At 73.3% G+C, this 12,601-nt stretch carries 11 protein-coding genes; 4 read left to right on the top strand and 7 right to left on the bottom strand.

What is annotated here, in order from left to right; all coding sequences use genetic code 11:
- Positions 1-14: 14 nt before the first annotated feature.
- The gene (locus AC07FT_RS07350) at positions 15-995 is read right to left on the bottom strand and encodes an ADP-ribosylation family protein (protein WP_479174708.1); all 981 of its coding nucleotides are present in this window, start codon (positions 993-995) and stop codon (positions 15-17) included.
- Between the two features lie 109 nt (positions 996-1,104).
- A complete protein-coding gene (locus AC07FT_RS07355) occupies positions 1,105-2,139 on the bottom strand; it encodes an aldo/keto reductase (RefSeq protein WP_479174710.1) in 1,035 nt (344 codons plus the stop codon).
- Between the two features lie 148 nt (positions 2,140-2,287).
- On the opposite strand from AC07FT_RS07355, the gene AC07FT_RS07360 reads away from it, so the two are divergent.
- Together AC07FT_RS07360 and AC07FT_RS07365 are read left to right on the top strand one after the other, a co-directional pair.
- Positions 2,288-3,169, top strand: coding sequence for a LysR family transcriptional regulator (locus tag AC07FT_RS07360; RefSeq protein WP_432009907.1), 882 nt, complete (start codon positions 2,288-2,290; stop codon positions 3,167-3,169).
- Between the two features lie 122 nt (positions 3,170-3,291).
- Positions 3,292-3,771: a hypothetical protein gene (locus AC07FT_RS07365; RefSeq protein WP_479174712.1), complete on the top strand. Its 480-nt coding sequence runs from the start codon at positions 3,292-3,294 to the stop codon at positions 3,769-3,771.
- A 33-nt stretch (positions 3,772-3,804) separates the two neighbouring features.
- On the opposite strand, the gene AC07FT_RS07370 is transcribed toward AC07FT_RS07365, so the two are convergent.
- From AC07FT_RS07370 to AC07FT_RS07385, 4 genes are all read right to left on the bottom strand, one after another.
- Positions 3,805-6,036, bottom strand: coding sequence for an ATP-binding SpoIIE family protein phosphatase (locus AC07FT_RS07370; protein ID WP_479174714.1), 2,232 nt, complete (start codon positions 6,034-6,036; stop codon positions 3,805-3,807).
- 85 nt (positions 6,037-6,121) lie between these two features.
- On the bottom strand, positions 6,122-6,661 hold the full coding sequence (locus AC07FT_RS07375) for a (2Fe-2S)-binding protein (RefSeq protein ID WP_479174716.1): 540 nt from the start codon (positions 6,659-6,661) through the stop codon (positions 6,122-6,124).
- Entirely contained in the window at positions 6,658-7,557 is a 900-nt protein-coding gene (locus tag AC07FT_RS07380) for an FAD binding domain-containing protein (RefSeq protein WP_479174718.1), read from the bottom strand. The genes AC07FT_RS07375 and AC07FT_RS07380 overlap by 4 nt, the downstream gene beginning before the upstream one ends.
- Positions 7,554-9,947, bottom strand: coding sequence for a xanthine dehydrogenase family protein molybdopterin-binding subunit (locus tag AC07FT_RS07385; RefSeq protein WP_479174720.1), 2,394 nt, complete (start codon positions 9,945-9,947; stop codon positions 7,554-7,556). The genes AC07FT_RS07380 and AC07FT_RS07385 overlap by 4 nt, the downstream gene beginning before the upstream one ends.
- A gap of 323 nt (positions 9,948-10,270) precedes the next feature.
- On the opposite strand from AC07FT_RS07385, the gene AC07FT_RS07390 reads away from it, so the two are divergent.
- A complete protein-coding gene (locus tag AC07FT_RS07390) occupies positions 10,271-11,233 on the top strand; it encodes a DUF6194 family protein (protein ID WP_479174722.1) in 963 nt (320 codons plus the stop codon).
- 19 nt (positions 11,234-11,252) lie between these two features.
- Here the strand turns inward: AC07FT_RS07390 and AC07FT_RS07395 are convergent, their stop codons facing one another.
- Positions 11,253-11,483: a DUF5133 domain-containing protein gene (locus AC07FT_RS07395; protein WP_471200435.1), complete on the bottom strand. Its 231-nt coding sequence runs from the start codon at positions 11,481-11,483 to the stop codon at positions 11,253-11,255.
- A gap of 260 nt (positions 11,484-11,743) precedes the next feature.
- On the opposite strand from AC07FT_RS07395, the gene AC07FT_RS07400 reads away from it, so the two are divergent.
- A complete protein-coding gene (locus AC07FT_RS07400; RefSeq protein WP_479174724.1) occupies positions 11,744-12,550 on the top strand; it encodes a crotonase/enoyl-CoA hydratase family protein in 807 nt (268 codons plus the stop codon).
- Positions 12,551-12,601: the final 51 nt, after the last annotated feature.

A 12,601-nucleotide genomic window follows, 5' to 3' on the forward strand; every position in this document is an offset into this window, starting at 1 on the left:
GCGACGCCGTGCCCTCACGCCCCGCCGGTGTCCAGCACGTCCACGCGCGGCAGGTCCCGGTGGCGGTGGTGTGCTTCGGCGATCTCCAGCAGTGAGGTACGGCCCAGTGCGCGGTACGCGGCCACCAGGAGGGTGTTCGCCTGTGCCTCCCGGACCCGGTCCCCGGCCGAGGCCCAGTGCAGGTCCCGGCCCAGCACCAGGGCCTCCGCCGGATCGCCGTCCGCGCACCACCGCAGCGCGTCCGCCACGCAGTTCTCCACCGCCGCGGCGTCGTCGAACAGCCCGTACACATAGCGTGCGAACCGGTACTCGTCGGCGCCCCCGTGGGGCGGCCGGTCCAGTGCGGTCCGGCCCGCCACCAGCGCGCCCCCGGAGTCCAGGGTGGTGATCCGGTCCGGATCCTCCGGCGGCAGACCGCTGTCGTGGGCGTCGCTGTACGCCAGACCCACCTCGCGGCGGTCCCCGGTCTCCAGGGCGGTCAGCGCGTCCCGCAGCCGCTCCAGCCCCGTCCTCCGCGCGGCCAGGTACTCCGGCTCCGCGTCGTCGTCCTCCAGGTCCCGCCAGTGGCGTTCCAGCCGGGCGCGCAGCGCCTCCAGCGGGGTCCGCCACATGCGGTCGATCCCGCCGCCGTCGTGGGTGTAGTAGGAGGCGACGCCGTCGCAGGCGCGGCCGTCGTCGAACCACAGCCCGTAGTGGAGTCCGTCCGAGCCGCCGTGCAGGAAGGTGAGGAACTCCGGAGGGTCGCGGTAGTAGCGCCCGTGCACCCGCACATCCACGCCGTCGCGCGGCGGGAGCCCCGGATCGGCGCACAGGTCGGTCACCCCCGCCACCGCCAGATCCAGGTCCGCGAACGCCCGCCGCTCGACGGGTCCGAGCCCCTCCAGGAACGTCCAGAACCGGAAGAAGGACTCGGGCAGGGTGAGTCCCCACTCCCGCAGCACCCGGTCGGCGACGGCCGTCCGCCGCCGCTCGTACGGCATCCGCTCCCCGGACATCGTCCAACCCCCGCATCGGCAACCGGCGCCGCCGACGGGCGCCGGCGACGCCGGACGAGGCTAGCGGACCGGTCCCGCGGGCCGGTCCGCAGGCCCGGTCCCGCGGGTGTCAACGGGTGCCCGCCACCGCGCGGCTGCGCTGCTCCAGCCCCGGGGCGCCATACGGATAGTCCGCCGCGCCCGGGTCGCTGACCTCGTCGAGACGTGCCAACTCGCCCTCGGAGAGCCGGAGTCCGGCGGCGCCGAGGTTGTCCTCGAGCTGCTCCAGGGTGCGTGCGCCCAGGATCACCGAGCTCACCCCGGGACGGGCCAGCACCCAGGCCAGGGCCACCTGCGCCATCGAGACGTCCCGCTCCTCGGCCACCGCCCGCACCGTGTGCACCACGTCCCAGGTGCGGTCGACCCGGCTGCGCCGGTCGTACGCCTCGGTGCCCCGCTCGGGGTTCTCGCCCAGCCGGGTGGCCCCGCTGGGGCGGGTGTCGCGGCGGTACTTGCCGGTCAGCCAGCCGCCGCCGAGCGGACTCCACGGCAGCAGGCCCAGCCCCTCGGACGCACAGGCCGGGGTGATCTCCCATTCGATCTCCCGGGAGAGCAGGCTGTACTGCGGCTGGAGGGTCACCGGCCGGGTCAGCCCCCGGAAGTCGGCCACGTCCACGGCCTTCTGGAGCTGCCAGCCGGTGAAGTTGGACAGCCCCACATAGTGGATCCGGCCCTGCCGCACGGCGTCGTCCAGGAAGCGCAGCGTCTCCTCGACCGGCGTCAGCGGGTCCCAGGAGTGCACCTGGTACAGATCGACGGTCTCGACGCCGAGGCGGCGCAGCGAGGCGTTGAGGGCGCGGTCCAGATGGCTGCGGGACAGCCCCGCGTCATTGGGGCCGGTGCCCATCGGGAAACGCCCCTTGGTGGCGATGGTGACCCGGTCGCGGATATCGGCGGGACGGGCGGCCAGCCAGCGGCCGATGATCTCCTCGGCCGCGCCCGCGGTGTAGACGTCGGCGGTGTCGATGAGCGTGCCGCCGGCTTCCACGAAACGGTCGAGCTGGGCGAAGGCGCAGGACTCGTCGGACTCGGCGCCGAAGGTCATGGTGCCGAGCGCGAGCGCCGAGACACTGCAACCACTGCGGCCGAGGGTGCGGTACTCCACGGTCGGTACTCCTTGGATGAGAGATGAGCTGAGATGGACTGAGCGGGGGCGCGGCCGGGCCCGGTGGCCGGACTCCATGCTGGGCCGTACCCCACCCATCTGTCCAAGAGAAGAAAGCGGATGGATTAAGCGACTACACTTCTCAATCATGGAACTCCGACAGCTCGAGTACTTCGTGGCCGTCGCCGAGGAGCGGCACTTCACCAAGGCGGCCCACCGGATGATGGTCTCCCAGTCGGGGCTCTCGGCATCGGTGCGCGCGCTGGAGCGGGAGCTCGGCGCTCCGCTGTTCGTCCGCACCACCCGCAGCGTGGAGCTCACCGGAGCCGGGCGCGCCCTGCTGGTGGAGGCCACCCGCACGCTGGCCGGGGCACGGGCCGCCCGGGAGGCGGTGGCCGAGGTGCAGGGGCTGCTGCGGGGCAGTCTGGCGGTCGGTGTCGAGCAGTGCGTCACGGTCGACGTCGGAGCGCTGCTGGCGCGCTTCCGCGCCCAGCACGCCGATGTGGAGGTGCGGCTGCGCCAGGCGGGCTCGGCCCTGCTGATGGACGACGTGGTCGACGGACGGCTGGACATGGCCTTCGTGACCCTTCCCGGCCCGCCCCCGGACGGCGCCTGTCTGCTGCCGCTGGACAGTGAGCCGATGGTGCTGCTCTGCGGTCCCGGCCACCGGCTGGCAGGCGCCTCCCGGGTGAAGTGGGACGAGCTGGCGGACGAGACCTTCGTGGACTTCCACCCCGACTGGGGCGCCCGGCGGCTGACCGACCGGGCCTTCGCCGACTGCCGCACACCGCGCCGGGTCGCCCTGGAGGTGTACGACGTGCACACCCTCATCGAGCTGGTGGGCCACGGGCTCGGGATCGCGGTCGTCCCCCGGCCGATCGCCCGCAAGGAACAGGCGGCGGAGCTGTGTGCGGTGCCGGTGGACGAGGGGCCCGACGCGGCATGGCGCTGGCAGGTGTCCGTGGCCGTCCCCGCCGGTGACCGGCCGAGCCCGGCCGCGCGCGAGCTGCTGACCTACCTGGGCCGCTGACCGCACCCCTCCAGGGGAGGACCGCGCGTCACGTGCGGTCCGCCCGGTGGACGGCGCCGGATTGATGGACAGTCAGGAGATCCGCTCGCACACTGTCCACAACTCCCCTTCCAGGAGGCGTCGTGGCCGTGCGGATCTGTTCGCTGATCGTCGATGCGCCGCAGCTCGTTCCCGCCGACGGCAGGTACCACATGGTGCGGTTCCCCTACGGCCGCGAGGAGTCCCACGACCCGGACAATATGCACCCGGCCCGGCAGCCCGACGGGTACACCGTGAGCAAGTGGCGCTCCGACGACCGCTCGGGGCTCATCTGGCCGTCGGCGGACGGCTGGGGTGCGCTGACCGCCATGATCCAGTGGGAGAAGGGGAAGTACGGCGAGCTGCGGGACCGTTTCGTCCGCGATCCGCTGAACCTGTCGACGGGCGCCGATTCGACGGCCACCGACCACCGGCCGCCGAGCCCCGGGATGCAGTGCTTCACCAAACACCACGAGATCTTCGTCCATCCGGGGGTCCCGCTCGCCCTGATGGTCGGGCACGACGACCGCACCGCGCGCAGGCTGGTGTTCGCCGAGTTCAAACTCGCCCTGCACACCACCTGACACCCCATCCGACGGGCGACCGCGGCGCCGGGCTCATACACCGGCGGGCGGCCGGGGCCCGCCGGGGAGGGGCAGTTCGAACCACACCGACTTGCCGCGGCCACTGGGGCTGTTGCCCCACGCGGCGGCCAGGGCCTCCACGATCACCAGACCGCGCCCGTGCTCGGAGTTGTCCTGCACGGAGTCCGAGACGGTGATCGGCGCGGGCATCGGCGGCCGGGGGTCGGAGTCCAGCACCTCCACCCGCAGCCGGTCGGAGTACTCGCGCAGCCGTACGTCCACCTCGCTGTCCGCGTGCATCAGGGCGTTGGTGACCACCTCGGTGGCGATCAGCTCCAGATCCGCCGTGATCTCGTCCCAGCCCCTGCTGCGGGCGTAGTGGCGCAGGAACTCCCGGACGTTGCCCACCGAGCGGAGGTCGTGCCGCTGGACGAAGACCCGGCTGACGTGCTGGCGCGAACCGGGCAGCACCCCCGCGTAACGGGCCAGCAGCAGTGCCGCGTCGTCCCCGCGCGCCCGCTGGGCCTCGGTGCTCTCGATGACGCGGGTGGCCAGGTCCTCCAGCCGCTCGTCCCCGGTGGCCGCCAGGGCCTCGCCGAGCACCTCACCGGCGTTGCCGAGGTCCACGCTCTGGGAGTGCACCAGTCCGTCGGTGTACAGCGCCAGCAGTGTGCCGTCCGGCAGCGGTTGTTCCATCGACTGGTAGACGGTGTCGGGCGCGACCCCCAGCGGCAGCCCGACCGACATCTCGGGCACCACCACGCGGTGGTCCGGCCGGCACAGCAGCGGCGCCGGATGGCCCGCGCTGGAGATCTCGGCCGTGCCCACGTCCAGGTCGAGCCAGACGCAGCAGCAGGTGGCGAACAGCTCGGTGTCCAGCTCGGTGAGGATCCGGTTGGTGCGCTCCAGCAGGGCCGCGGGACGGTGGCCCTCGGCCGCGTACGCGCGCACCGCGCTGCGCAACTGGCCCATGCACGCCGCCGCGTTGGGGTTGTGGCCCTCGACGTCCCCCATGACCAGCCCCACGTTGCCGTCGGGGAGGGTCAGCACGTCGTACCAGTCGCCGCCCACCGCGGTGCCCGCGGTGGCCGTCACGTACCGGGTGGCGATGTCCAGGTCCTCGCGGTGGGGGAGCCGGGCGGGCAGCAGCCCCTGTTGCAGTTCGCGGGCCAGCCGGTGCTCGTTCTCGAAGTGGACCGCGCGCTCCACGGCCTGGGCCACCAGATCCGCCATGGTGACCAGTGTCGACCGCTCCTCGGCCGAGAAGCGGCGGGGGCCGTCGAAGCCCAGTGCCAGGGTGCCCGCGCGCAGACCACCGCTGATCAGGGGGAGCAGGGCGCACGCCCGGACGTCCTGGGAGGCACCGTCGAACCGGGCCGCCGCCAGGGCCCGTTCGGACTCCAGGAAGGTCGGGGCCGTCACGGACAGCGGGTTCATCCCGGGGGTGTGGTCATCGGGCGAGGGTGGCGGGGCTCCCGCCAGCGCGTGCGCGACGGTCCGCGGATAGCCGCTGTAGCCCAGCAGGGTGGCCTGGCCGTCCTGTTCGACCGAGACGGCCATGCCACGGGCGCCGAAGGGCTCCATGATCCGGGACGCCACGACATCCAGCACCTGCTGGCCGCGCACCGCGCGGTTGAGCCAGGACGCCAGCTTGTAGATCTGGTACAGGAAGGTGATGTTGGCGGACTCCGGCGCCCACTCCTGGCCCACCCGGTCCGGCAGGGCCTGGAGGAACTGGGGCATCGGCAGGGCGGTGCGCGGCGGGGAGGCGGACCCGGACTGCGCCAGCTCCCGCGCCAGATCATCGGCGATCTTCTCGCAGCGGTCCAGTTCATCGGGTTGCAGCGTCCGCGGCCCGAGCGGGGGAGCCCAGATGATGGTCAGCACCCCGTACCCGACGTCCGGGGACCGGATCGGGGTGGAGGCCACCGTGTACGGGAACGGCATCGTGACGTCGAAACGGGACGGGGCCGCGCTGTCGAACTCGGTGAACGTGGATACGTACTGGCGGCCGGTGCGGTGTGCGGTGGCGGACGCCAGGCGCGCCGTCACCGGCATCCGCTCGATGGTGGTGAAGATCGACAGGGGGCGGCCCACCACCACCGCCGAGGCCAGACTGCGGCCGTCGTCGACGGGGAGCACCACGATCGCCGCGGTGGCCCTCAGCTCGCGGGCCGCCTGCTGGAGCGCCTGGGCGAACACCGACGTGACGCGACCGGTGTCGGACCCGGTCGCCTCTGGTCGGCTGTGGCGGCGCTCCTGCATCGTGGCACTCGACGATTCCTGGCGGTCTCCCGGCGCATACTGCCCGCTGTGGCGAATACTGTCCTCTTTACAGGTATACAGCGGGTCACGCGCGGTCGCGGGGGCGGGACTCCCCGGCTCGCGTCCCCGGCTCCGCACCGCCCCGCGTCCCCGGCTCCCCGGCGCCCTCTCCCGCGGCCGAGGCGATGGCGCGCACGAGGGCCCGGTAACCGGTGCAGCGGCACAGATTGCCGCTGAGGCCGGCGCGGATCTCCTCCGGGGAGCCCGCCGCCCGGCGGCACACCAGGTCGTACGCCGTGATCAGCATCCCCGGTGTGCAGAAACCGCACTGAAGGGCCCCTTCGCGGGAGAACGCGGCCCGCAGCCGGTCGGCGTCCGCCCCGGTCAGACCCTCGACGGTGACCACCTCCGCCCCGTCGCAGGTCGCCGCCAGGGTCAGACAGCCCCGTACGGGCAGCCCGTCGACCAGTACGGTGCACGCCCCGCAGACCCCCTCCTCGCAGCCGAGGTGGGTGCCGGTCAGTCCCAGGCGGTCGCGCAGCAGATCGGCGAGGCTGGTCCGCGCGGGAACGGTCACGGTGTGCTCGGCACCGTTGACCCTCAGCCGCGGCGACACCTCGTTCACGGCGCACCCGCCCCCTCGCCGACGGCCGCGCGGCCCACCGGCGCGGCGCGGGCCAGCGCCCGGCACACCGTGGCCGCGTGGACGCGCAAGCCGTGGCGGGCGGCGTCGTCCGGCGCCGCCTCGACGGTGCCGAGGTCCTGGGCGACGCCGGGCAGGACCGCCGCCACGTCCAGCCCCGCCGCGGACCGTCCGGTGAGCAGCAGCTCGGTGGCGGGCAGCCGGACGGGTGTCTCCCGCGCCGCGCCGAGCCAGAGCGTCACCTGCTCCAGCCTCCCGCGCGCGTCGGTGCCGAACAGGACCACCGCGAGCGAGGAGGCGTAGGCACCTCCCGTACCGGCCGTCTTGTGCAGCCCCCACCAGCGCCCCGGCGGCAAGCCGCGCACCTCGACGGCCACGATGATCTCGTCGGTCGCCAGACCGCTGTGGAACGCGCCCCGCGGCAGCTCACGGGCGGGAAGCGAGCGGACACCCTGTGCTCCGCACACCTCCACGGTGGCGTCCAGCGCGGCGAACACCGCGGGCCACTCGGCCGCCGGATCCGCGTACGCGAGGCTGCCGCCCAGGGTGCCGCGGGTGCGGACGGCCCGGTGGCCGATACCCGCGGCGGCCCGGGCGAGCAGCCCGCCGCCCGCGTCGGGGACCAGTCCGTCCTCGACCATCCGATGCGTGGTGGCCGCCCCGTAGCGCACACCCCCGGCAACCCGCCGGGCGCCGCGCAGGGAGCCGATACCGGTGATGTCCACCAGGTGCTCCGGGGTGATCCGCCGGGCGTTCAGTTCCGGCACCAGGCTCTGCCCGCCGCCCAGCACCCGGGCGCCGTCGCCCAGACCGGCCAGCAGTGCCACCGCCTCGGACACCTCATGCGGCCGGTGATAGCCGAACTCCGCCGGTTTCATCGGGGTACCGCCCCGCCACCGGGAGCGTCCGCCCGGACCCCGGCGACGGCCCGTGCGCGCGGCGGCCCGGACGCCGCCGCCCGGTCGAGGGCGGCCCACACCCGGGCGGCCGTCATCGGGGTCCGGTCCATCCGCGCGCCGAACTCCCGCAGCGCGTCGGTGATCGCGTTGCCGATCGTGGCGGGGGGCGGGATCGCCCCGCTCTCGCCCACGCCCTTCATCCCGAGGACGGTGTGCGGCGACGGGGTGTGCAGCTGCTCGATCCGGATCGGGGGCACATCGGCCGCCCGGGGCACCCGATAGGCGCCCAGCGTGGTCACGGCGGGCCGGCCGCCGCTGTCGCGGGGGAGTTCCTCCATGAGCGCGGTGCCGATCCCCTGCACGGTGCCACCGATGGTCTGCCCCTCGACGACCAGTGGATTGACCACCGTGCCGCAGTCCTCCACGACCGCGTAGTCGAGCAGTTCCACCTCACCGGTGTCCAGGTCCACCCGCACCACGGCGGCGTGCGTACCGTAGGTGAACGCGCCGGTCTGCACCTCGGGGCGGTAGGTGAAGGTGACATCGAGGCCGCCCTCGGCACCCGGGACGTGGTCGGGCGTCAGAGAGAACTCCCGGGCCAGTGCCGTCAGGGTGCGACCGCCGCGGTCCCCCACGATCGAGCCGCGCTCGAAGCGCAGCCGGTCCGGCGGTTCGTCCAGCAGCACCGCCGCGACGCTCCGGAGCCGCTCCGCCAGCAGATTCGCGGCCCCGTAAGCCGCCCCGCCCGCCATCACCATCGTGCGCGAGGCGAAGGTGCCGTCCCCGCGCGGGAGGTACGCGGTGTCGCCCTGGCGCACCGCGACCCGCTCCGGTGCGATGTCCAGCACCTCGGCCACCACCTGCGCCAGGGTGGTCTCATGCCCCTGGCCCTGGGACTGCACCCCGACGCCCAGGGTCAGACTGCCCGTGGCGTCCATGACCAGCCGGGCGCTCTCGACGCCGAAGGTGACCGCGAGACCGCGGGAGGCCCACTCCAGACAGCCGTGCGCGGTCTGCTCGGTGAACGAGCCGTACCCCACACCGATCCGGGTGCGTGAGCCGGGATCGGCGGCCCGCTGCCGGGCCCGCACCTCCTCGTGGCCGATGAGCCGGCTCACCCGGCGCACCGCCTCGGGGTAGTCGCCGCTGTCGTACACCTTGTGGGCGACCGACGTGTACGGCATGGACCGCGGGCCCACCATGGCGCGGGTCCGCATCACATACGGCTCGATCCCCAGCGCATGGGCCAGATCGTCGATCAGGCGCTCGATGGCGAAGCAGGCGGCCGGACGGGCCACTCCGCGGCACGGCCCCAGCGGGGTGGAGTGGGTGGCCACGCTGCGCGCGGTACAGCGGTAGTCGCGCACCCGGTACGGCCCGGGGATCATCGCCGAGGCCATCGAGGCGTCCATGGTGGCCGTCCACGGGTGCACCGAGTACGCCCCGGCGTCGACCACGATGTCGGCCTCGAGCGCGAGCAGTTCGCCGTCGGCCGCCGCGTGTCCGGTGAGCCGGTAGTGGTGGTCCCGGCCCTGGGTGGTGGCCACCATCGCCTCTGCGCGGTCCTCGATCCAGCGGACCGGGTGGTCCAGCCGGGTCGCCACGGCCGCGAGCGCGATCTCCTCCGGGTAGACCGTGCACTTGGCCCCGAACCCGCCGCCGACGTCCGGCACGATGACCCGTACCCGGTTGCCCGGCAGACCGAGCAGCTCGGCGATGGCGTCCCGGATCAGATCCGGTGTCTGGGTGGACGTCCACACCACCAACTGGTCGTCCGCGCGGTCGTGGTGGGCGAGCACCCCCCGGGTCTCCAGTGGCAGCGGCGACTGACGGCCCACGGTGTACTCGCGGGTGAGCGAGACCGCCGCCCGCCGCGCCGCGGCGTCCACATCACCCGCGGTGACGGAGGTGGTGGCATAGATGTTGTCCGGCCACTCCCGGTGCACCCGTGGAGCGCCCTCGGCCAGCGCGGCCCGATGGCCGACCACCGGGGGCAACTCCTCGATGTCCACGGTGATCCGCCGGGCGAGGTCCTCCGCCTCGGCCCGGGTGTCGCCGAGCGCCAGCGCGATCGGCTCACCGACATAGCGCACGGTGTCCACGGCGAGGAGCGGCAGGGGAGCGGTCCGGAAACCGGGCAGCGCGGCGGTGGCCACCAGTGGTCGCGCCAGTGGGGCCAGATCGGCGGCGGTCCACACATCGGTGCCGGACACCCCGTCCGGCGCGCGCACCGAGCGCAGCGTGCCGTGCGGCACCGGGCTGCGCACCACCGCCACGTTCCGCGTCCCGGGGAGGGCCACATCGGCGAGGAAGCGCCCGTGTCCCGCGAGGTGGCGGGCATCCTCCCGCCGCGGGCGACCGGCACCCACGCCGCACCCGGTGTCCCGGTGGGGAGGCTTCGCCTTCATCTCGTACCGCCTGCACCTCTGGAATCCCAGGCTATGACACTCCACGGCGCCGTGGCGCCCGGAGAAATAGTGTGCCAAGCGATGATGGCTCCGGGTGCGCCACGGATCACCGAGCGTCGCGCCGGGTGCGGGCGACGGCTCCGAGGGCTGAAACCGGCTACTTGAGACCAGCGGCGGACCTTCGGCCCGCGGACCGGCCCATGATGCGCCGGATGGTGTCAGAACTCTCAACTCACCACTTCAATGAGACGCTTGAAGAGTTGTTTTTCCTGACGGGAGGGGCCATGGCCATGGACATCGGTGATGTGGAGCGCTATCTGCGTGACACCTTCGTGGGGATCAACGCCGTGGAGAACTCAGGGGACACGTTCGTCATGTACGACCCGGACGCCGACCTCCCGGCCCATCGCCAGTTCCCCTTCGCCACCCTCGTCACGGGCGACACCTACGACCAGGTGTCCGACCTGAACCGCACGGGCGCCTACCGGCTCAACATCGGGCTGCCGAAGGCCGCGTACACCGCGCGGTTCGGCGCCGCCCCCACCCGGCGTGACGAGAACGGCGTCCTGGACACCGGATACGACTACGCGCGGCGGGACGCGCTCATGCCGCACCCGGTCTACGCGGCGCAGTACTGGATGTGCGTGGTGGAGCCGGGCGCGGCCGCCTTCGAGGAGGTGAAACCGCTGCTGGCCGAGGCGCACGCGTTCGCCGTCCGCAAGTACCGCAACGAGCGGGCCCGCTCGTTGCGGTCACTCGTGGAGGAACACTTCCGGGCCTTCGTGGGCGAGGCCCACGGGCAGGAGCTGGAGGCGGCGCGTCTGCTCGCCCAGGACCGTGCGTACGAGGACGGCCGGTCCCGGGAGGAGCGGCTGCGATGGGCCGCGGTGTCGTTGGAGGCCAGCCGGCGGCAGGGGACCGGCGGGCCCTCGGACCGGGCGCGGTCCCGCAGCCAGGAGTTCCTGCTCCGGATGTGGATCATCGACCGGCTCGGTTCCGATGACCGTGGTGGCGACTGGGACCCCGAGACCCTGGCGGGCGACACGCTCGACGCGCTCGAGCTGAGTCCGGCCGACGCCCGCGCGCTGGCCGCTCACGGACCGGACCTCGGGATCGAGCGGATGAGGGAGCTGCGCCGGCACAAGAACATGACGGCCCATCTGGAGGAGCTGATCGGCCATATGCGGCCGGGGCCGGTCCGGGACCGGCTCCGCGCCTGGGCGGTGGTGCGCCCGCTGCTGCCCTGATCCGCCCGGCCGGGGCCGCTCAGGTGGCGACGACGGCCGAATCGTCCTCCACCCGGGCTCCGGGCAGTCGATGGCGGGCCGCGATCAGTGCGGCGTCCACATCACGGGTGCCGGTGGAGACGCAGAGGGTGTAGGCGATGTCGTCCATCCGCTGCCGCACATCGCTGCCGCCTTGTTCGGCGTGCAGCATCCGGAGGGTCTCGTACTGCCCGATGAGCCGGTGGAGCACGACGGGGTGGGCCATCAGCACGGAAGTGGTCCTTCCTGTCGACAGGGGTGGTGCGTTCGGTACGGGGGCGGTGCGGGAGCCCGTGTGCCGGGCGCCGCCCTTCCTCGCCACGGCTCGCGTACCCCGGTGGGGAGTCGGTATGCCGGGCTGATCACCGAGCTGCTCATGACCCCTGCGGTTCCGGCCATCCGGCCTCGCCGCTCTTGACTCGTGATTATGCCCGGCACCATAGTTACTCACTGGTAGATGCGGAAACGCCACGAAGGGACAGGGGCCGGCTGATGACGGAGTACGACGCGGACAACGCACCCGTGGTGACGGAGGAGTTGCGCGGCCATGTCCTGCTGATAGGACTGAACCGCCCGGACAAGCGCAACGCGTGCAACCTGGAGATGCTCCAGGCCCTGGCCCGCGCCTACCAGCGGCTCGAGGACGACCCGGAGGCATGGGTCGGTGTGCTCTTCGCCCACGGTGACCACTTCACCGCCGGACTGGACCTGGCGGACGTGGCGCCCCGGATCGCCGAAGGCGCCGAGTTCCTCACGGACGGCGACGGGGTCGACCCGTGGGGGCTGGTCGGCCGGGACCGCACCAAGCCGGTGGTCGCGGCCGTCCAGGGGCGCTGCCTCACCCTCGGGATCGAACTGCTGCTGGCGTCCGACATCCGGATCGCCGCCGCGGACACCCGCTTCTCCCAACTCGAGGTGCAGCGCGGCATCTACCCGTTCGGCGGGGCCACCATCCGCTTCCCGCAGGACGCCGGATGGGGCAACGCGATGCGCTGGCTGCTGACCGGGGACGAGTTCGACGCCGCGGAGGCACTGCGGATCGGACTGGTCCAGGAGGTCGTGGACCCCGGTGCCCAGCGGGACCGCGCGGTGGAGCTGGCCGAGCACATCGCCCGCCGCGCCGCCCCGCTGGCCGTGCGGGCGACGCTGGCCTCGGCCCGCCGGGCCCGGGTCGAGGGCCATCGGCCCGCCGCCGAGCGGCTCACCAAGGATGTGGTCGACCTGTTCCGCACCGCGGACGCCGCCGAGGGGGTCGCGTCGTTCCTGGAGCGCAGGCAGGCGGAGTTCCAGGGACGTTGACCGTGGGCGCCGCCGGGAGCCGTTCCCGGCGGCACCTGTGGGTCCCCACGC

It is taken from the genome of Streptomyces sp. NPDC045899, assembly GCF_056431485.1.

Coding starts and splice junctions, on each gene's coding strand:
- AC07FT_RS07350 (WP_479174708.1), bottom strand. CDS start 995: ATGTCCGGGGAGCGGATGCCGTACGAGCGGCGGCGGACGGCCGTCGCC.
- AC07FT_RS07360 (WP_432009907.1), top strand. CDS start 2,288: ATGGAACTCCGACAGCTCGAGTACTTCGTGGCCGTCGCCGAGGAGCGG.
- AC07FT_RS07370 (WP_479174714.1), bottom strand. CDS start 6,036: ATGCAGGAGCGCCGCCACAGCCGACCAGAGGCGACCGGGTCCGACACC.
- AC07FT_RS07380 (WP_479174718.1), bottom strand. CDS start 7,557: ATGAAACCGGCGGAGTTCGGCTATCACCGGCCGCATGAGGTGTCCGAG.
- AC07FT_RS07390 (WP_479174722.1), top strand. CDS start 10,271: ATGGCCATGGACATCGGTGATGTGGAGCGCTATCTGCGTGACACCTTC.
- AC07FT_RS07400 (WP_479174724.1), top strand. CDS start 11,744: ATGACGGAGTACGACGCGGACAACGCACCCGTGGTGACGGAGGAGTTG.